Raw genomic sequence first — 19,928 nt, 5'->3', positions numbered from 1 at the left:
ATCGTACTTTTTTCGCACACAGAAGTTGCAGTACGGTAACTTTTGCACTACTATTGCCGTAGAGCAAATTTCCCGTATCCAGTTAGCAAAGGAAAGACATGCGTAGCGCATTTGAAGCCTGGGCCCAGCGCGACGGCCACATTGTCCGCCGCCGCGAAGACAAGCCCGACGAATACCTGGTGTACGAGACCCAGCGCCGCTGGATGATCTGGCAAGCCGCCCTGTCGCACGGGGCACAGGCAGCGGAAGCGCCCAAGTTCATGGCCAAGGCCCCGGTTGGTCCGGAAGAGGCCGCACTGCGCGAGCGGGTACTGAACGAAGTCCTCGACGCCATCAACACCCTGGACGAAGGCGCCGGCCTGGCGGGCGCGCGCAAGGTCATCCTGAACCTGCGCACCCGGCAGCGCGCACTGGCCACCGAAAAGGCCTGATGCAATATCGGCATTACAAGGGCGGACTCTACGAGGTGCTGCACGAAGCGCTGCTGGAGTCCGACCACACGCCGATGATCGTGTACCGGGCCGCCAATGGCACGGTCTGGATTCGTCCGAAGCACGTCTTTTTTGAGCTGGTCGAGGTGGACGGGCGCCAGGTCCCCCGCTTTGCACCGGTCGGTGAACCCGGCGCCGGTTAACCGCACTCATGAACCCGTGTATCCTGCCGTTAACAGCACAGGATGCATTCTCGGGTACCTCACATGTCGCGTATTGGCAAGATAGTGGCAGCGGCGACGCTCGCCGGGCTGGGCGGTTGCGCCACGCTCACGGAAGATTCGACCGACCAGATCGTCGAAGTGCACACCGTGCAGGAGCACCGCGAAATTGCCGGTGTCGGCTGCACGCTGTCCAATGCCAAGGGCCGCTGGTTCGTGGTGGCGCCGGGCCGGGTGACGGTGGCGCGCTATCCGCTGGCGCTGACCATCGATTGCGCCCGCGAGGGCGTCGGCCGCGCGGTCGAACACGCCGAGGCGCGCTACGATGCGCATGACCTCATCACCACCGTGCTCACCACGGGCGGGTTGGGGTATGTGATGGATACGTACTCGGGGGCAGGCTTTGCCTATCCGCCGGTGCTGACGGTGGTGATCCCGAAGCAGGTGGCGGTGAAGGATCCGGCGACTGTCGAAGCGCCGGGTAACCGCATTTTCTGACACCAAACAACGTCGTCCCGGCTTTCGCCGGGACGACGTTTTATGCTAACACTGAAGGCGGGCAGTGCCCGCCATCACAAGATCAAACGCGGTTGATCAGGAACGTCGCCAGCAGCGGCACCGGGCGGCCGGTGGCGCCTTTCTGCGCGCCGCTCTTCCAGGCGGTGCCGGCGATGTCCAGGTGCGCCCAGGTGTACTTGCGGGTGAAGTTCTCCAGGAAGCAGGCCGCCGTGATCGACGCCCCGCCCGGGGTGCCGATGTTGGCCAAGTCGGCAAAGTTCGACTTGAGCTGCTCGTTGTACTCCTCGCCGATCGGCAGGCGCCATGCGGTGTCGCCAGCCTGCTTGCCGGCGCTGACCAGTTCGTCCGCCAGCGCGTCGTGGGCGTCGTCGTGGCGCGTGAACAGGCCCGACTTGTGGTGGCCCAGCGAGACGATGCAGGCGCCGGTCAGGGTCGCAATGTCCACCACCGCGGCCGGCTTGAAGCGCTCGGCGTAGGTGAGGGCGTCGGCCAGGATCAGGCGGCCTTCGGCGTCGGTGTTGAGGATTTCGATGGTCGTGCCGCTCATCGAGGTCACGATGTCGCCCGGCTTGGTCGCGTGGCCCGAGGGCATGTTCTCGCAGGCCGCGACGATGCCCACCACGTTCAGCTTCAGGCCCATCTCGCCGATCGCGCGGAAGGTGCCCAGCACCGAGCCGGCGCCGCACATGTCGTATTTCATCTCGTCCATGCTCGGGCCCGGCTTGAGCGAAATGCCGCCGGTGTCGAAGGTGATGCCTTTGCCGACCAGCACCACCGGAGCGTCGTTCTTCTTGCCGCCGTTGTGCTTGAGCACGATGAACTTGGGCGGCTCGTCGCTGCCCTTGGCCACCGACAGCAGGCTGCCCATCTTCAGCGCCTCGAGCTGCTTGCGCTCCAGGATCTCGACGTCAAAGCCGAACTCGCCGGCCATTTTGCGGGCGGTGTTGGCCAGGTAGGTCGGGGTGCAGACGTTCGGCGACAGGTTGCCCAGTTCCTTGGTCAGGTTCATGCCGTTGCCGATCGCGATCGACTGGGCCAGTACGGCCTTGAGCTGGGCCTGGGCGCCATCGGTGGCGATGGTGATCTTGCGCACGCCGGCGGGGGCCGGGTCCTTCTTGCTCTTTTGCGCGTCGGTACGGAAGTCGGCCTCGAAACCGGCCAGCACGATCGTACGCAGCGCCCAATTGATGTCGCGCCCTTTCACGGAGGTGAGCGGGAATGCGATAATGCCGTCCGCCGCACCGATACTGCCGAAGGCTTTCATGGTCGCGCCAACGGCGCTGGCGAAGTTCTTTTCGCTGACCGTCTCGTCGGCGCCCATGCCCACCAGCAGCACGCGTTGCGCCGCATTGCCGGCCACGCCGCGCAGCAGCAGGGTGGAACCGGGCTTGCCGCTGATGTCGCCCGACTTGAGCGCGGCCGCGATTTCACCTTGTTGATCGAGGGCTTTCGCAGCCTGCGACAGTTTTTTGTTTTCGAACACCGCCACCGCGACGACGCCGGTTTTGGCAGTGGCCAGGGTGTTTTTTGTGTCGAATGCTTTTATGCTAAAGTCCATTTGGTTCTCCAAGTGTTTTTCGTGACGCGACCGCCTAACCTGCAATTATAACTAGCGAATGATTTTCCAACGCGCGCTTCGACGTGAAATGGCCAGTGCGGCCGGCGCAACCTTCACGGTGCTGTTCACGATTTTCGTCACCTGGAACCTGATGTTCATCCTCAGCAAAGCTGCGGGCGGCCAGGTGGCGTCGAGCGATGTCGTGGCGCTGATCGCGTTCTCAGTCCTGAATTATCTGCCAACTGTGATCATTCTCACCAGCTTTATTTCCGTGCTGGTGGCGGTCACGCGCAGTTACCGCGATTCCGAAATGGTGGTGTGGTTCGCCTCCGGCCAGTCGCTGGTGCGCTGGGTGCGGCCGGTCGTGACCTTCGGCCTGCCGCTGGTGCTGCTGGTGGGCGGCCTGTCCTTCGTGGCCACGCCGTGGGCCAGCCAGAAGCGCACCGAATATACCGAGCGTTTCCAGAAGCGCGAAGACCTCAAGCGGGTGGCGCCGGGCCAGTTCCGCGAATCGGCATCGGCCAACCGCGTGTTTTTCGTCGAGGGCAGCGCCGCCGGTTCGGCCGTGGTGCAAAACGTCTTCGTCAACAGCATCGAAAACAACGCCAATTCGATCGTGGTGGCCAAACAGGGTGTGATCGAATCGGACGGCAAGGGCGGCCAGTTCCTGGTTTTGAAAAACGGCCGGCGCTACCAGGGCACGCCGGGCCGCCCCGATTTCCAGTCGATGGAATTCGAGCGTTACAGCATGCGGGTGGCGACCAAGGCGCCGGTGCTGGGTAGTGGATTCAAGGTCGAGGAAATGTCCACGCCGGCGCTGCTGGCGGCCCCGCACCGGCCGGACACGATGGCCGAATTGCTGTACCGGCTGTCGGCGCCGATCATGGTGGTGGTGCTGATGCTGCTCGCCATTCCGCTAGGTTTCGTCAACCCGCGCGCGGGCAGCTCGGCCAACCTGATCCTGGCTTTGCTGATCTTTTTCACCTACAGCAACCTGACCAAGGTGGTGGAAGCCAGCGTCAAGTCCGGCAAGCTGCAGTTCGGCATGGCATGGTGGCCGCTGCACCTGGCCGCGCTGCTGGCCGCGCTGGGACTGTTCGCCTGGCGCCTGAACGTGAACCACCGTTACCACCCGCTCATGCTGTGGAATGCGCTCAAGCGGCGCCGCTACCTGGGCAAGACCGGCAAGGCGGGGGCGCAATGAAGATCCTGCAACGCTACTTCGCCATCAACATCACGCAGGCCGTGGCCTTCGTGCTGGTGGCCTTCCTGGCCCTGACCGCGTTCATGGACCTGGTGCAGGAACTGCCTTCGGTCGGCAAGGGCACCTACATGATCCAGCACGCCTTCCTGTACGTGCTGCTGCAGGTGCCGGGGCACGTGTACGAGGTGATGCCGGTGGCAGCGCTGATCGGCACCATCTACACGATGGCGCAATTTGCGCAGAGCTCCGAGTTCACCATCATGCGCGCTTCGTCGATGTCCACGCGCATGGCGGCCGGCATGCTGTTCAAGACCGGCGTCGTGTTCGTGGCGATCACTTTCCTGTTCGGCGAAGTCATCACCCCGCGCACCGCGCCCCTGGCCGAGCGGCTGCGGCTGGCGGCCAAGGGCGGCACGGTGTCGGCCGAGTTCCGGTCGGGCATGTGGACCAAGGACATCGTGCATGCCGAGGGCGTCAAGGGCCCGACGATCGGCTCGCGCTTTTTCAACGTGCGCCAGATCCAGCCGGACGGCAAGCTGGTCGATATCCGCCTGTACGAATTCGACCTGAACATGCGCATGCGCTCGCTGATCACCGCGGCCACTGGCACCTTCAGCGGCAACAACACCTGGCAGCTCGCCAACGTGTCGGAAACGCGCTTCGACAACTCGCGCGAGTTGCCGGAACCGGGCGCGCCGCTGCCGCCGGGGACGACGATCCAGAGCAGCTTTGGCCTGGATACCGCCTCGGTGTCGACGCGGCACCTGGACACGCTCGACCTGCAGTCCGAGATCACGCCCAAGATCCTGTCGGTGTCGCGCTCGGACCCGGACCGGATGTCGGCCAACGAGCTGGCGGTGTACACGCGCCACCTGGCCGAGAACCGCCAGGAGACCGAACGCTTCAAGATCGCGTTCTGGAAAAAGCTGATCGACCCGCTGGCGATCTTCGTGCTGATGCTGCTGGCGCTGCCGTTTGCCTACCTGCATACCCGCAGCGGCGGCGTCAGCCTGAAGATCTTCATCGGCATCATGATCGGGGTCTCGTTCATCCTGATCAACGCGCTGGTGTCGCACATCGGCCTGCTGTCCACATGGCCGGCCTTCCTCACCGCGATTGCGCCGAGCCTGCTGTTCATGGCGCTGACGGTCGGTGCGCTGTGGTGGGTGGAGCGGCACTGATGGCCCGCGCCCTGGTCCTGTTTGCGCACGGCGCCCGCGCCCCCGGCTGGGCGGCGCCGTTCGAGCGCCTGCGCGCGCTGGCGGCAGCACGCCTGCCCGATTGCAGCGTGTCGCTGGCCTTCCTCGAACTGATGAGCCCGAGCCTGCCGGACGAGGTGGCGGCGCTGGCCGCGCGCGGCGTCGACGAGGTGACGGTGGTGCCGGTGTTCCTGGGCAAGGGCGGCCACCTGCAGCGCGACCTGCCGGCGCTCATCGAGCGGCTGCGCAGCGCGCACCCCGGCCTGCAGATCAAGGTGGCCGGGCCGGTCGGCGAAGACGAAGCGGTGCTCGCGGCCATGGCCGAGTACTGCATCTCCAGCCTGGGCTGATCAGGTTCGCAACTTTGCTTGCCAGCCTGTCATTCGAGATGCCGAACTGGCTAAACAGCCTGATAATTTTCCGTTGGTTTTTGGCGTAAAGCCCGCCGTTACGGCATTTCTTCGTTGCATGTCGAGTTGACGTTCGGCATTATTTCTCTGCGTTTATTCCACCTTTCGATCCGCTGGCGCGTGCGCGCCGCGATCGTCCCGGCAGCAGAGAAGCAACATGACCACCCCATCGACCAGCATCTACGTCCGCTCCGGATGGACCAGCTATACCTGGACCTACAACAGCGCCAGCATCGGCGCGTCGGCCATCAGCGCCGTCGCCTTTTCGTTTGACAGCAGCACCGGGCCGCAGCTTGACCGCGGTCTGTTCCAGTACAGCGTGGACGGGGGGCGGAGCTGGACCACCTACGCCATGCAGTCGGACACCGATGGCGTGTACGTGCCGGCCGCCGGCACCCTGTGGCGATTCGTGGACCAGACGCCAGGCGACGACGGCACTGCCGAAGCCTTCGTCATGCACTGGAAGATGGCCGATGGCAGCATCGTGAGCAGCAACGCCGGCGTGGTGCCGGACAGCCAGCCGGTGGGCATCACGTACGAACACAACTACGTGTTCACGAGCCAGCAGGCAGGCGACGCGGTGGCGGCCTTGCACCCGATCGACACCGGCGCGCCGGACGGCGGCCGCTGGGTGATCCAGGACCAGTCGCAGGCGGGCCTGTTCGGCGTGACGACGGACCCCAACACCGGCGCAGCCGAACTGGTGATCGCCAACCCGGGCGCCATGCCGGAGGCGGGCGGCGCACTCAGCGTGACCATGCACTACTACGACCGCTACCAGATCGACCCCAGCGGCAATCCGTACCCGAACACGGGCGTGACCGACACCTTCGTGTTCACGGTCATGCAGGGCACGACGCAGGCGCTGCCCGCGTTCGGCGCCGACCTGACGCTCGGGGCGGCCAGCGGCGCACAGGCCAGCCCGGCCATCGCGGCGCTGCCTGGCGGCGGCTTTGTCACCGCCTGGCAGGGCAGCGGCAACGCGATCTGGGCCCAGGTGCGCGACGCCAGTGGCGCGGCCAGCGCCGGGCCGTTCGCAGTCAGCGCCACCGCCGACAGCGCGGCCGAGGCCCAGCCGGCCGTAGCTGCGCTGGCCGACGGCCGCTTTGTGGTGGCGTACACGGTGCAGCAGGATGGCGCGAGCTCGGTCGCTTACCGCATCGTCGAAGCCAACGGCAGCGTGGGCCAGCAGCTCGCTGCCGGCGCGCCCGGGGATGCCTCGATGCCGGCCGTGACGGCGCTGGCGGACGGATCCTTCGTGCTCGGCTGGCGCAGCGGCGGCCAGGTGCACCTGCTGCATGAAAGCGCTCTTGGCAGCCCGATCGGCGCGCAACAGGTGGCCGGTGTGCTCGGCACCGCCTACAGCCCGAGCGTGACGGCGCTGCACAATGGCGACTACGTGGTGGCGTGGGGCGAGATCGGCGACGGCAACGTGTATGCGGCGCTTGGCAGCAGCCCCGGCACGGCGATCCAGGTGGCCGGCGACGGCGCGGCCGCCAGCATTTCGACAGCGGCACCGCTGCCGCACGTGGCGGCGCTGGCGGGTGGCGGCTTCGTCGTCGCGTGGGACAGCTACCGCAACGACCCGCTCGGCATTTCGGTGAGCGACATCTTCTTCCAGCGCTACGACAACGCGGGCCACGCGCTCGGCCAGCTGGAGCAGGCCAACGCCCAGGGCGGCAGCGGCCGCTTCGACGCGTCGGTGGCGGCGCTGCCCGACGGCGGCTTCGTGATCGGCTGGCAGGCGCAGGGTGGCGACGGCGATGCCAACGGCGTGTTCGGGCGCCGCTTCGGCGCGGATGGCGCGCCGGTCGATGCGCAGGAATTCCAGGTCAACCAGCTGTCGGTCGGCGACCAGGCCAGCCCGGCGCTGGCGGTCCTCGGCAACGGCGGCGTGGCGACGGCCTGGGTGGACACCCAGGATGGCGGCTCGACCATCGAGGCGCGCGTGCTGGCCGGCAGCGGCGGGACGAGCACCGGCTCGGGCGGGTCGGTGACGCCGGCGCCGGGCACCACGACCGGCGGCGGTTCGACCGGTTCGGGTGGCGGCGACACCGCCGGCAGCGGCTCCGGTTCAAGCGGCGGCAGCACCGGTTCGGGTTCGACGGGCAGCGGCAGCGGCGGTTCCGGCACCGGCGGTGGCGGCAGCGTGACGGTGCCGGCTCCAGCGCCCGAGCTTGTGACGGGTACCGGCGCGGCCAACGTGTTCACATCAACCGGCGGCAGCCATGCGATCGACGGCGGCGCCGGTCTTGACACCGTCGTGTACCAAACCTCGCACGCCGGGATCACGGTCACGGCGGGTGCGAACGGCTTCACCGTCAGCGGCAACGGTATCCAGGATGCGCTGGTCAACGTGGAGCGCCTGCAGTTCAGCGACGCGTCGCTGGCGCTGGACATCAACGGCACGGCTGGCCAGGCATACCGCCTGTACCAGGCCACGTTCGACCGCGCGCCGGACCTGGGGGGGCTGGGCTACTGGATCAAGATGCTCGATAACGGCGCGAGCCTGAACCAGGTGTCGCAGGAGTTCGTCAGCAGCCTGGAATTTGCGAGCCGCTACGGGGCCAACGCGAGCGACAGCCAGTTCGTGCAGGCGCTGTACCAGAACGTGCTGCACCGTCCCGCGGAGCAGGGTGGTTATGACTTCTGGATGGCCTCGCTGCAGCAGTACGGCGCCACGCGCGCCGAGGTGCTGGCGCACTTCAGCGAGAGCCTTGAGAACCAGGCGCAGGTGATCGGCAGCATCCAGGATGGCATCCTGTTCACGCCCTGGGGCTGAGCTTCGGTGAATCTGCACGTAGCTTGTGCGCGATCATGAATTTGGACCTGCAGGACGTTTGACACTCCTGCCGAACGCGCACAAACTGCAATGCACGTTTGCCGGGCGCTGCCCATCGCGCCGGGCGTTCTCGGATCCTTACCCGGGCCATCCATCATGCTGACTGCGTCGATCAAGCAGCTCGTTGCCGCCGCCATGCAATCGCTGCAACGATCCAAGACCCTGGCCGTCATGCGCCGCACGCTGTCGCCGTCGGCACTGTTCGTCGAGCTGCGCTGCGCGCGCCGCATCGACGCGCTGGCGCGCCGCCTCACACGCATGCAAGGCAAAATCGGCCGCATGTCGGCGCATGTGCTGTCGCAGCAGGCCGGGGCGGCGGTGGATGCAGACCGCAGCCTGCGCGGCATGCTGGCCGACCTCAAGGCCGACCTGAACGGCATCCGGCGCGACCTTGCGCTGTGGTACACGCGCGAGTGCCGCGGCCGTGCCGGTGCCATGCTGCGCGCGTCGATCGAAAACCTGAACCGCATCGCCGCAGACACCTACCTGGCAGCCGACCGGCTTGAGTGGGAAATCGAGGAGCACGACCGGCGCTACGGCCGCTAGCGCGCGGGCCGTTCAGCCGCGCGGCTGGTGCGCGCGCATGCGCAGCGCTTCGCCAATCATCACCAGCACCGGGCCGTGCGCCTGGTCCAGCCCATGCGCCAGTTCGGCCAGCGTGATGCGCGTGATGCGCTCGTTGTCGCGGCTGCAGTTTTCGATGATGACCACCGGCGTGTCGGCGCGGCGGCCCTGTGCCAGCAGCCGTTCCGCCGTCTGGATGGCTTCGCGCCCGCCCATGTACTGCACCATCGTGTCGGTGTGCGGCAAACCTTCGAGGTCGGCCTGTTCCGGGGCAGTGCTGGACGTGAAGAACGCGACGCTGCGGGCGACACCACGCTTGGTCAGCGGCTGTTTGGTGGCCGCGGCGGCAGCCAGGGCGGTCGTGATGCCGGGGACGATCTCGACCGCGATGTCGGCTTCTTCCAGCGCGCGCAGCTCCTCGTCGGCGCGGCCAAACAGCATGGGATCGCCACCCTTGAGGCGCACCACGAGCGCGTGCTGATGCGCGCACTCGACGAGCAGGCGGTTGATGACTTCCTGCGCGGTGGAGCGCTGGCCGGAGCGCTTGCCGACCGCGATTTTCTCGGCCTGCGGGCACAGCTCCAGCATCTCCGGCGTCACCAGCGCGTCGTACAGCACCACGTTCGCCTGCGCGAGCAGGCGCGCGCCGCGCACGGTGATGAGGTCGGGCGCGCCGGGCCCGGCGCCGATGAGGTAAACCTTGCCTGTCGCGGCCATGCAGTGATCCTTTATCCGTCGATACGAATCATACCCGCAGCCACGGTCTGGTGGGTGACTTCGTCGATCAGGATAAAGGCGCCGGTGGCGCGGACGTCGTCATACGCATCGGCGGCCAGCGGCTGCTGGACCGTCAAGCCGATGCGCGCGATGTCGTTCAGCTTCAGGCCCTCCGCCGCGCGGCGCTCCTGGGTGTTCACGTCCAGCAGCGTGTCCACCTTGGTGACCTTGGCCGCGCACTGGCGGGTGCCGTGCTTGATCCAGTACTTGCGGCGCAGGTCGAGCGGCTCGTCGGCCATCCAGCATACGTCGGCCACCACCTGCTTGAGCAGGGTGGCCGGCTGGTCGGCTGCCACCAGCACGTCGCCGCGCGAGACGTCCACGTACTCTTCCAGCAGCAGCGTGACCGACTGGCCGGCGCTGGCCGTTTGCAGGTTGCCGTCGAAGGTGACGATCTCCTTGACCGTGGCGGCCTGGCCGGACGGCTGCACCAGCAGCTTGTCGCCCACCGACACGCGGCCCGCTTCGATGCGGCCCATGTAGCCGCGGAAGTCGTTGGCCTCGTGACCGTTGTGGCGCGCCACCAGCTGCACCGGGAAGCGCAGCGGCGCCTCGTGCGCGTCGTTGTACACGGGCAGGGTCTCGAGCAGTTCGATCAGCGTGGGGCCTTTGTACCAGTCCATGGCCTGGCTGCCTTCGACCACGTTGTCGCCGGCCAGCGCCGACAGCGGGATCGTGGTCACGCTGGACAGGCCCAGCGTGTCGGCAAATTCGCGGTAGGCCTTGACGATGCGCTCGTACACGGCCTGGTCGTAGCCCACCAGGTCCATCTTGTTGACGGCGACGATCACGTGCTCGATGCGCAGCAGGTGCGCAATGGTGGAGTGGCGCTTGGTCTGCACCAGCAGCTCCACGCCACCATCCTCGCGCAGCTTGACCTTCGACACGTCCACCAGGATCACGACCGCGTCGGCCGTCGAGGCGCCGGTGACCATGTTGCGGGTGTACTGCTCGTGGCCCGGGGTGTCGGCGATGATGAACTTGCGGCGCGGGGTGGCAAAGTAGCGGTAGGCCACGTCAATGGTGATGCCTTGCTCGCGTTCGGCTTCCAGGCCGTCGGTCAAGAGCGACAGGTCGATCGTGTCGCCCACGGTGCGCTTGTGCTTGGAGCGCGACACGGCGGCCAGCTGGTCGGCGAAGATGCCTTTGCTGTCGTACAGCAGGCGGCCGATCAGGGTGCTCTTGCCGTCATCCACCGAGCCGGCGGTAATGAAGCGCAGCAGGCCCGGCGCGGCCAGTTTGTCGGTGATGGCGTTCATCAGAAGTATCCTGCTTTCTTGCGTTTTTCCATCGAGGCTTCGGAGGTCTGGTCGTCCATCCGGGTGGCCCCGCGTTCGGTGATCTGGGTGACGGCGGTCTCGGCGATGATCGCGTCCACGCTGCCGGCGGTCGATGCCACCGGGCAGGTGCACGAGATGTCGCCCACGGTACGGAAGCGCACGGTGCGATTGTCCACGGTCTCGCCCTCGCGCGGCGGCGTCAGGCGCGTGACAGGCACCAGGAGGCCGTTGCGTTCGACCACTTCGCGCTCGTGCGCAAAATAGATCGAGGGCAGGGCCAGCTGTTCGCGGCCGATGTACTGCCACACGTCCAGCTCGGTCCAGTTCGAGATCGGGAACACGCGCATGTTCTCGCCCGGGTGCACGCGGGTGTTGTACAGGCTCCAGAGCTCGGGGCGCTGGGCCTTCGGGTCCCACTGGCCGAACTCGTCGCGGAACGAGAAGATGCGCTCCTTGGCGCGCGCCTTTTCCTCGTCGCGGCGGGCGCCGCCGATGCAGGCGTCAAAGCCGTGCTCGGCGATGGTCTCGAGCAGGGTCACGGCTTGCGCGGCGTTGCGCGAGTCGGTGTCGCGGTTGCGCAGGCGCACGGTGCCACGCGCGATCGAGTCCTCGACCGAGCCGACGATCAGGCGCTCGTTCAGCTCGGCCACGCGGGCGTCGCGGAATTCGATCACTTCGTCGAAGTTGTGGCCGGTGTCGATGTGCACCAGCGGGAACGGGAACTTGCCGGGGCGGAAGGCCTTCTCGGCCAGGCGCAGCAGCACCACCGAGTCCTTGCCGCCCGAGAACAGCAGGGCAGGGTTGGTGCACTCGGCAGCCACTTCGCGCAGGATGTGGATCGCCTCCGATTCGAGCGCGTCGAGGTGCGCATCGTTTACTTCGGGGACGAGGCGCGGGGTATCGCTAAAGTTGGTCATGGCAGCTTGGCTTTGTCTTGTTGTGGCTAGGCGGCCACGGATTTGATGCGAACGAGCTTGCCGTCAACGACATGCAGCCCGCATTCCTTCGATTCGGGGTTTTCCCACCACCAGCGGCCGGCGCGGATATCCTCGCCCGGCTGGATCGCGCGGGTGCAGGGCGCGCAGCCGATCGACGGATAGCCCTGGTCGTGCAGCACGTTATACGGTACGTTGTTGGTGCGGATGTACTTCCAGACGTCTTCTTCCGACCAGTCCGCCAGCGGATTGAACTTGACCATGCCGTGCGCTGGATCGTCTTCCTGCACCGCCAGGTCGGCGCGGGTGGCCGACTGGGCGCGGCGCTGCCCGGTGATCCAGGCGCGCTTGCCCGCCAGCGCACGGCCGAGCGGCTCCACCTTGCGGATGTGGCAGCACTCGCGGCGCAGCTCGACGCTGTCGTAGAACGCGTTCAGGCCCTTGGCGGAGACGTAGGCGTCCACCGCGGCCGGATCGGGCCGGTAGACCGCGATCTCATGGCCGTAGGTGGCCTTGGCCGCGTCCAGCACGGCCAGCGTTTCCGGGTGTAGGCGGCCGGTGTCGAGCGAGAAGATGCCGATCGGCAGGCCCGCGCGCAGGATCAGGTCGGTCAGCACCATGTCTTCGAGCGCCAGGCTCGATGCGAACACGGCAGGCGAGAATTCGGCGGCCACGCGTTCGAGCGTGGCGCGGGTGGCGGCGGTCAGGTCGGCCAGCTGGGTCATGGATGCTCCTCAGATACCGTATGCGACATCGGGCTCCGCCGGCCGGCCACGCTGGACGCGGCGAAACAGCGGCAGCGCGGTGTCAATGGACGCCTGGTAGGTCTCGGAAAACACGGTCAGGCCTTTCAGCGCGTCGTGGATGTTGCGGTCCGGGCGGGTGGAGAAGGCATCAAAGCCGGTGCGCAGCATCTGGAACAGCTGGTCGCGCAGCACGTCGCCGATGGCGCGCAGCTCGCCCTTGTAACCGAGGCGCTTGCGCAGGTTGTAGGCGATCGAATAGCCGCGGCCGTCGCTGAACTTGGGGAAGTCCACGGCGATCAGGGCGAACCGGTCCAGCTCGTCGCGCAGGCTTTCCGCGCGCTCGTGCGAGGCCAGCCACACGGCGATGTGCTCGCGGCCGGCCAGCTGCTCGCGCTGGGCCTGCCACACGGTCAGCGGCACGATGACCTTGCCTTGCGCGACCAGCACCGTCTCCGGCGCGTCGCCTTCGTCAAGGCGCAGTACGCTCCAGTCGTCGTCGACAACGGCGTGGTTCTTGATCAGTTGTTTGCGTACTTCAAGCATATTCGTCTTCCCCAACCAGTTCGCCCGCTTCGATCGGCGTGGCGTACACGAAATCTTTGAACGGGCCAATGCCCAGCCGCTGCACGGTGTCCACGAAGCGCTCGCCGTCGTGGCGTTCGCGCAGGTACACCTTGAGCAGGCGGTCCACCACTTCCGGCATCTGCGCGGCGGCGAACGACGGGCCGATGATCTTGCCCAGCGCCGCCTCGTCGCCCTGGGCGCCGCCCAGCGACACCTGGTACCACTCGCTGCCGTCCTTGTCCACGCCCAGGATGCCGATGTGGCCGACGTGGTGGTGGCCGCAGGCATTGATGCAGCCCGAGATGTTGAGCTCGAACTCGCCGATGTCGTGCTGGAAGTCCAGGTCCTCGAAACGCTCGGCAATGGCGGTGGCGATCGGGATCGACTTGGCGTTGGCCAGCGAGCAGAAGTCGCCGCCGGGGCACGCGATGATGTCGGTGAGCAGGCCAATGTTCGGCGTGGCCAGGCCCTGGGCCTTAACTTGCTGCCACACCTCGAACAGCTCGGACTGCTTGACGTCGGCCAGCACCAGGTTCTGCTCGTGTGTCACGCGCAGCTCGCCAAAGCTGTAGCGGTCGGCCATGTCGGCCACGAAGTCCATCTGCTCGGCGGTCGCATCGCCCGGCGGCAGGCCCGGCTTCTTGAGCGACAGCACCACGGCGGCGTAGCCCGGCACCTTGTGCGGCTTGACGTTACGGGCGAGCCAGTTGGTGAAGGCCTTGTTGCCAGGGTGCGCCAGCGTGGGGTCGATGTCGTCCAGCTTGTCGTAGGCCGGCGGCGCGAACCAGGCGGCGACGCGGTCGAATTCTTCCTGGGTGAGCGTTTCTTCATTGCCTTTCAGGTCGGCCCATTCGGCCTCGACCTGGCGCGCGAATTCCTCGGCGCCCAGCGCCTTGACCAGGATCTTGATGCGGGCCTTGTGCTTGTTGTCGCGACGGCCGTGCTCGTTGTACACGCGCATGATCGCCTGGATGTAGGTCAGCAGGTGCTGCCACGGCAGGAAGTCCTTGATCACGCTGGCCAGGATCGGCGTGCGGCCCAGGCCGCCACCGACGGCGACGCGGAAACCGATCTCACCCTGGTCGTTCTTGCGGATGGTCAGCCCAATGTCGTGGATCGCGATGGCCGCGCGGTCCTGCATGGCGCCGTTGACGGCGATCTTGAACTTGCGCGGCAGGCCAATGAATTCCGGGTGGAAGGTGCTCCACTGGCGGATGATCTCGCAGTACGGCCGCGGATCGACGATCTCGTCGGCTGCCACCCCGGCAAACTCGTCGGTCGTGGTGTTGCGGATGCAGTTGCCCGAGGTCTGGATCGAATGCATCTCGACCGAGGCCAGGTGCTCCAGGATTTCCGGCGTGCGCTCCAGCTCCATCCAGTTGAACTGGATATTGGTGCGGGTGGTGAAGTGGCCGTAGCCGCGGTCGTACTTGCGCGCGATGTGGGCCAGCATGCGCAGCTGCTTAGATGCCAGCAGGCCGTAGGGAATCGCGATGCGCAGCATGTAGGCATGGCGCTGCATGTACAGGCCGTTTTGCAGGCGCAGCGGAAGGAATTCCTCCTCGGTCAGTTCGTCGGCGAGGCGGCGCCGTACCTGGTCGCGGTACTGCGCGATGCGTTCGCGGTAGATGAGGCGGTCGTAATGGTCGTATTGGTACATGGAGCGATCCTTGAGCCCACGCCAGAGCTGGGGCTGTTAACTTAAGCTCAATGGTACGGACGCACTCCTATATTCCCAACTACTGAGAATTTATTTGCTTATATTCGCTTTCGGCATAAGCAAGCTACAATGTGCATAAGCCTACAAACCAATCCACCCGGCAATGAACCTCCACCAACTTCGCTTCGTCCGCGAGGCCGTGCGCCAGAACTTCAACCTCACCGACGCCGCCAAGGCGCTGTTCACGTCCCAGCCGGGCGTGTCCAAGGCGATCATCGAGCTTGAGGAAGAGCTGGGGGTGGACATTTTCACGCGCCACGGCAAGCGCATCCGTGGGTTGACCGAGCCGGGGCGGCTGGTGCTGCAGTCGGTCGAGCTGATCATGCAGGAGATCGACAGCCTCAAGCGCATCGGCAAGGAATATGCGGCGCAGGACAGCGGCAGCTTCACCATTGCGACCACGCACACGCAGGCGCGCTACATCCTGCCCAAGGTCGTGCAGGCGTTCATGGCCCGCTATCCCAAGGTGCGCTTGTCTTTGTTGCAAGGAAATCCGCGCCAGATCGCGGAGATGGTCAAGAACGACCAGGCCGACATGGCCATTGCGACCGAATCGATCGCGGCCGTGGACGGGCTGATCACGCTGCCGGCCTACCAGTGGGAGCACGTGGTGGTGGTGCCGCCGGACCATCCCTTGCTCAAGTCGCCAGCGGTGTCGCTGGAAGAAATCGCCACCTACCCGGTCATCACCTACGACTCGGCGTTTGCCGGGCGCAGCCGCATCGACCATGCGTTCGGCCTGCGTCAGCTGAAGCCGGATGTGCTGCTGGAAGCCATCGACGCGGACGTCATCAAGACCTACGTGGAGCTGGGCATGGGCATCGGCATCATCGCCGGCATGGCGTTCGACGCCGAGCGCGACCGCAACCTGCGCGCGATTCCGGTCGGGCATTTGTTCGGCATGAACGTTTCGCGCGTGGCGGTGAAGCAGGGCGCTTACCTGCGCAGCTACATCTACACCTTCATCGAACTGCTGGCGCCGACGCTGAACCGCAAGATGGTCGAGGGGGCGATGCGCGGTGGCGAGAACTACGAGCTTTGAGCCTGTGGTTCCGCTGCCGATAGCCGGTCCCGGTTGGCCGCTACCCGCCCACAGCGGACGCGATTAGTTTGCAACCTCGACATCGGCTTCCAGCCAGACGTTCGGCCTGGCGTTCAAAATGGACACAGGGTTTGGACTTAGGCTGAACTTCAATGAATGAGGGGTGCCACTAACTCTGATTTCCCCGCTGGAATCGGCTAGCGGTTGCCGCCCGCATATGGGACAAAGTGGCTTGGCATCTGGCGGTACCACGCCGACGTCTGCAATAGCAAAGGTGGCGGGTCCTTGACTGATGGCCACCGCTCCGCGCACGGATACACTCAGCGTCTCGTCCTTCCACAGCATCTTGCAACCTCGGATTTCTCGACCATTAGCGCGAGTAGCGCGACCGTCATCAGCATAGACCGGGATCTTTCCGCTGACCGTGCAGAGCTTCGTCAGCTTGTTGACTTGTCCTTGACTTGCCTGGACTAACTGAACGGTAACAGTCATCCGAGCCTCGCGTAGTTGCCGAGGTGCGGGCGGCGGAGGGGGAATGGCGTGGGCAGTGAAAGCACTGAATAAAAGCGGCATTGCGATCCATCTCTGACGGGGCGACCTGTGCATCCTCTATCCTCCAGTACTGAACGACATGCCGGGTGAACGTCAGTGCAATATGGTCAGTCCCGCTTCAACCGGCCAATCACGCTCGCTACCTTGGTGGTGATCACATCGACAGCCGGGTCGTTCGCGCCGTGCGGCAAGATGACGTCGGCGTAGCGCTTGGTTGGCTCGATGAATTGCTTGTGCATCGGGCGCACCGTTTCCATGTACTGGTTGACGATGCTCTCCAACGATCGACCGCGTTCGGCAATATCCCTTTGCATGCGGCGGATGAAGCGCACGTCGGGGGCGGTGTCGACAAAAATCTTCAGCGACATCATGTTGCGCAAGTCCGCGTCGTACAAGGCAAATAGGCCCTCGATCACGATGACCGGGGCTGGTTTGACCAGAATGGTCTTGCTGGAGCGGTTGTCGATCGTGAAGTCGTACACCGGCATGTCGATCGCTTCGCCATTACGCAAGGCCCCAACTTGCTGTACGAGCAGCGGCCAGTCGAAGGCCTGCGGATGGTCGTAATTCTGCTTGCGGCGCACGTCAGGGGAGAGATCGGATTGGTCGCGGTAGTAATCGTCCTGCATGACGACCGAGACCATATCCGAACCGAACGAAGCGAGGACTTGCTGGGACACGGTCGATTTGCCACTACCGCTTCCGCCTGCCACGCCGATGACAAACGGACGGAAAGAAATATCATTCATCCCCGAATGATACCGGAGCGACGACCGTACTGACAGGGCCGGTTGCTCTAAAATCACGTATTCGGCAATCGTGTGACGCCGGGACGGTATTGCGCCGCCTGGCACTGCTATAAGCGACCAAAGGTCTTAGGCAGAAGTGCTTGGGCCATGGCGTCGGTCCGTCTGCGAACACGGCCGTCAGCTTAGTGCCAAGACTATCGTCGGTACGTACGCTATCGACCCATAGCAGACGCTCCGCCAAGTGGAGAGCAAACAAGCTAAGCGGAGTGCAGATGTACGGCCAATTCTTTTTCAGACGAGATGGCACTTCATCTAATAACAGCCCAAAGAAGAAGCGCGCCGATTCCCATCAGTGCAGTCCGCAATCGATCCGAAGCAGACGGGTCTGGAATTTGTTGAATAAGCCTGACCTATAAACTGTCGTCAAAGCCCGCTGCGCGAGCAAGTTTGTGTCTGCCAAAATGAAAATATACTAGGAAGAAGATGGCACTCGCGAAAACTACAGAAAGGAAGAACGTATGTTTAGAACTAAGGCCGAACGCATACTTTATGTTTTGCCTATTCGAGTTTGCTTCGGTACGTCCGCTCCTGGCTGGTGCCGGCCGTTTTGCGGCCATCGCGGTCTCGCCGAAGTAGTTGGGGCATAGAGCCCAACGAAATTACAAGGACATTCTCAGTCTGTCGGAGGAGAAAAAGGGTAGATAACCTGCACTGAACAGATGATGGATGAACATCCGAACCAGTATTCATCCATCAGCCCATGAACAGGATGATCGACAACTTTCTCGTCGTCGATGATCATGATGAGCTTGTCTTCACTAAACATTAGATCGAGATAGTGATAGTCAGCGGGTGCAAGATCGAATGGTAAGCGCGTAGTGATGACATCATTGAATTCCGCTTCTTTGTTCACAAATTTGGCGACAATGCGTGTGCCGTCTTTAACCGCATAGGTATTAAGGCAATACTCGCCACCATTCTTGTTGTTTTTTAAGCAGAAAATAATAGTAGGCGCCCATTCTTTTGATGGCTGCAATCGAACTGCTTTCGTGACGACTCGCATCGTTTTGAGCCGACCGGTTAGCGAAGCGTCGATTTTGCTGGAAAATTTTCGGTAATCACCAGGCGGCGCGTCTACCAGCGACGGAGACGCCGTTGCCTGTGGCACCGACGAGATCCCTGCCGTCGGCGCCACCGTACACCCCGTCAAAGTCGACGCGACCAATACAAACCATGGAATGTATCGAGTATGCACATGGCCTCCTTTTCATCCGTGCTTGGCCCTTGGACCCAGCATAGCATTCTTGCCAAGAAGGAAAAGTCACGAAGTGTCACGATCGGCAGGTCCCGACCCGATAGAGGACAGTCAGCACGGCTCAGTGTACCTGGCTGTTGTCGTAATGGCAACTAGAGGGTTTTGTTAGGCACTCTAAGTTCGGCGGTACCAAAGGTTCCGCCAGCAGCACACACCTTCGGAATGAGTAACGCGGCGAAGAAAATTCTATTTAAGCGCATTTGGGCTTGACTGGATGTTGGCGCGGGAACCTGGCTCGGCTGTTTGAGCAACCGCTCCTGGCCGATAGTGGACAGTGGGAAAGGCCCAGTGTACGTGGCTGTTGCTTGTAGAGTAACTGACTGCCTTTGTTAGGTGTTCTAAGCCATCGCACTGCAAGCAGCGACACTAATATTTCTAGCACGGAGATTTTGGCACAACTCCGGCCAACTTTTGGCGACAGGCGGGAAGGGTCTTTCTGGCGAATCCGAACGGTCATGCAACATGGTGCTTCCCGAATACATCATCATCAGCTGCATCGCGTGACTGACACCGGCCACTTGATGCTCTAGTGCTTCGGCAAACAGCCACTGCATGGCTACTTTTCCGACTGGAATGACGGCGTTTGGCAAGCCCCCATCCTCTCCAGGGACCTCTACCAATCCCAAAGACCCTTTTCGGATTAAATCCCTGTAGTTTGACGCGACCGATCCCGACCCGATTTCGAGCATTTCAAATGGCTGAGATGGTGCAATACGGTTGAATTTTGGAGAGACCATCTTCCATACCCCGTAACTAGCCAGTTCCCTCTTCGGCCTAATGAAAAGCATGAACTCCACACGCTCTCCGTTTCGTTTCACTTTATTAAAGGCATAGCGTATAAAACGGGTCAATCTCTGCGCGACGATCTCAGGCTGATCCAATAGCCTCTCATCTAAGCGAGGCATAAATTCGGCTTTTATCAAATCGATAATTGCAAAGGCCAATCGTATGCGATCGGCAAATGCGATCACGACATCATCGGAAAGTATGTGTACTTTTTGAACATATCCGCCATGTTCGGTTACGCCATTAGGATATTCAAGCGTTACCTCTACATCGGCTATGCACCGAGCGCAAGCGACGTGGCGTCCTCCAACTACCCAAGTCATCGGTGTCCTTTCCTCCAACAGGTAACAGAATTGTGAATACAGTTTCTCGCGCGTGCGTTCCCGCTGGGTGTCGATGAAAATCAGCGTGCTCATCTGAGCTTAGCAACAAAGTTGCCTTCTCGCAATCCGCCCTCCAGGGCTTCTGGTTGAATGTTCAGGATCGGGCCCGTAGCGTTCATCGTTCGCAAGTA

At 63.7% G+C, this 19,928-nt stretch carries 19 protein-coding genes; 9 read left to right on the top strand and 10 right to left on the bottom strand.

The genetic code is table 11. From position 1 onward, the window contains the following. Window positions 1-98 precede the first annotated feature (98 nt). From NX774_RS11175 to NX774_RS11165, 3 genes are all read left to right on the top strand, one after another. On the top strand, window positions 99-431 hold the full coding sequence (locus NX774_RS11175; RefSeq protein ID WP_258822250.1) for a phiTE_015 family protein: 333 nt from the start codon (window positions 99-101) through the stop codon (window positions 429-431). Beyond that, window positions 428-634, top strand: a complete 207-nt coding sequence (locus NX774_RS11170) for a DUF1653 domain-containing protein (RefSeq protein ID WP_370660429.1) — start codon at window positions 428-430, stop codon at window positions 632-634. The genes NX774_RS11175 and NX774_RS11170 overlap by 4 nt, the downstream gene beginning before the upstream one ends. Window positions 635-697: 63 nt before the next feature. Then, entirely contained in the window at window positions 698-1,150 is a 453-nt protein-coding gene (locus tag NX774_RS11165; RefSeq protein ID WP_258822248.1) for a hypothetical protein, read from the top strand. Between the two features lie 82 nt (window positions 1,151-1,232). Here NX774_RS11165 and NX774_RS11160 read toward each other — a convergent pair whose 3' ends face one another. Next, window positions 1,233-2,729 carry a leucyl aminopeptidase gene (locus NX774_RS11160; protein WP_258822247.1) on the bottom strand — a complete coding sequence of 499 codons (1,497 nt, stop codon included), beginning with the start codon at window positions 2,727-2,729 and terminating at the stop codon, window positions 1,233-1,235. Window positions 2,730-2,787: 58 nt separating this feature from the next. On the opposite strand from NX774_RS11160, the gene lptF reads away from it, so the two are divergent. The 5 genes from lptF (at window position 2,788) to NX774_RS11135 (ending at window position 8,930) form a co-directional block, all read left to right on the top strand. Beyond that, on the top strand, window positions 2,788-3,933 hold the full coding sequence (lptF, locus tag NX774_RS11155) for an LPS export ABC transporter permease LptF (RefSeq protein WP_258822246.1): 1,146 nt from the start codon (window positions 2,788-2,790) through the stop codon (window positions 3,931-3,933). Continuing rightward, a complete protein-coding gene (lptG, locus tag NX774_RS11150; RefSeq protein WP_258822245.1) occupies window positions 3,930-5,114 on the top strand; it encodes an LPS export ABC transporter permease LptG in 1,185 nt (394 codons plus the stop codon). The genes lptF and lptG overlap by 4 nt, the downstream gene beginning before the upstream one ends. Then, window positions 5,114-5,482 (top strand): sirohydrochlorin chelatase, encoded by a 369-nt coding sequence (locus tag NX774_RS11145; protein WP_258822244.1) that lies wholly within the window; start codon window positions 5,114-5,116, stop codon window positions 5,480-5,482. The genes lptG and NX774_RS11145 overlap by 1 nt, the downstream gene beginning before the upstream one ends. Before the next feature lie 217 nt (window positions 5,483-5,699). Continuing rightward, complete coding sequence (locus NX774_RS11140; protein ID WP_258822243.1) at window positions 5,700-8,324, top strand: DUF4214 domain-containing protein; 2,625 nt, start codon at window positions 5,700-5,702, stop codon at window positions 8,322-8,324. Between the two features lie 156 nt (window positions 8,325-8,480). Beyond that, the gene (locus NX774_RS11135; RefSeq protein ID WP_258822242.1) at window positions 8,481-8,930 is read left to right on the top strand and encodes a hypothetical protein; all 450 of its coding nucleotides are present in this window, start codon (window positions 8,481-8,483) and stop codon (window positions 8,928-8,930) included. 12 nt (window positions 8,931-8,942) lie between these two features. Here NX774_RS11135 and cobA read toward each other — a convergent pair whose 3' ends face one another. The 6 genes from cobA to NX774_RS11105 are packed head-to-tail and all read right to left on the bottom strand — an operon-like array spanning window position 8,943 to window position 14,910. After that, window positions 8,943-9,665 carry a uroporphyrinogen-III C-methyltransferase gene (gene cobA, locus NX774_RS11130; protein WP_258822241.1) on the bottom strand — a complete coding sequence of 241 codons (723 nt, stop codon included), beginning with the start codon at window positions 9,663-9,665 and terminating at the stop codon, window positions 8,943-8,945. An 11-nt stretch (window positions 9,666-9,676) separates the two neighbouring features. Continuing rightward, entirely contained in the window at window positions 9,677-10,984 is a 1,308-nt protein-coding gene (locus tag NX774_RS11125; protein ID WP_258822240.1) for a sulfate adenylyltransferase subunit 1, read from the bottom strand. Beyond that, on the bottom strand, window positions 10,984-11,922 hold the full coding sequence (gene cysD, locus NX774_RS11120) for a sulfate adenylyltransferase subunit CysD (protein ID WP_258822239.1): 939 nt from the start codon (window positions 11,920-11,922) through the stop codon (window positions 10,984-10,986). The genes NX774_RS11125 and cysD overlap by 1 nt, the downstream gene beginning before the upstream one ends. 26 nt (window positions 11,923-11,948) lie before the next feature. Then, window positions 11,949-12,665, bottom strand: a complete 717-nt coding sequence (locus NX774_RS11115) for a phosphoadenylyl-sulfate reductase (protein WP_258822238.1) — start codon at window positions 12,663-12,665, stop codon at window positions 11,949-11,951. 9 nt (window positions 12,666-12,674) lie between these two features. After that, window positions 12,675-13,229 (bottom strand): DUF934 domain-containing protein, encoded by a 555-nt coding sequence (locus NX774_RS11110; RefSeq protein ID WP_258822237.1) that lies wholly within the window; start codon window positions 13,227-13,229, stop codon window positions 12,675-12,677. Then, complete coding sequence (locus NX774_RS11105; RefSeq protein WP_258822236.1) at window positions 13,222-14,910, bottom strand: nitrite/sulfite reductase; 1,689 nt, start codon at window positions 14,908-14,910, stop codon at window positions 13,222-13,224. The genes NX774_RS11110 and NX774_RS11105 overlap by 8 nt, the downstream gene beginning before the upstream one ends. Window positions 14,911-15,073: 163 nt before the next feature. Between NX774_RS11105 and NX774_RS11100 the strand changes: the two genes are divergently transcribed. Beyond that, window positions 15,074-16,012 (top strand): CysB family HTH-type transcriptional regulator, encoded by a 939-nt coding sequence (locus NX774_RS11100; RefSeq protein ID WP_258822235.1) that lies wholly within the window; start codon window positions 15,074-15,076, stop codon window positions 16,010-16,012. A 659-nt stretch (window positions 16,013-16,671) separates the two neighbouring features. Here the strand turns inward: NX774_RS11100 and udk are convergent. The 3 genes from udk to NX774_RS11085 all read right to left on the bottom strand — a co-directional run bounded on the left by udk (window position 16,672) and on the right by NX774_RS11085 (window position 19,830). Further along, window positions 16,672-17,313, bottom strand: coding sequence for a uridine kinase (udk, locus tag NX774_RS11095; RefSeq protein WP_258822234.1), 642 nt, complete (start codon window positions 17,311-17,313; stop codon window positions 16,672-16,674). 673 nt (window positions 17,314-17,986) lie between these two features. After that, the gene (locus NX774_RS11090) at window positions 17,987-18,568 is read right to left on the bottom strand and encodes a hypothetical protein (RefSeq protein ID WP_258822233.1); all 582 of its coding nucleotides are present in this window, start codon (window positions 18,566-18,568) and stop codon (window positions 17,987-17,989) included. Window positions 18,569-18,966: 398 nt separating this feature from the next. Continuing rightward, window positions 18,967-19,830 carry a hypothetical protein gene (locus tag NX774_RS11085; RefSeq protein ID WP_258822232.1) on the bottom strand — a complete coding sequence of 288 codons (864 nt, stop codon included), beginning with the start codon at window positions 19,828-19,830 and terminating at the stop codon, window positions 18,967-18,969. Window positions 19,831-19,928: the final 98 nt, after the last annotated feature.

The sequence above is a fragment of the Massilia agilis genome (genome assembly GCF_024756255.1).
GTDB lineage: Bacteria > Pseudomonadota > Gammaproteobacteria > Burkholderiales > Burkholderiaceae_D > Telluria > Telluria agilis.
The sequence above is the reverse complement of the archived record's forward strand: the minus strand, read 5'-3'. Positions and strand labels throughout refer to the sequence as shown.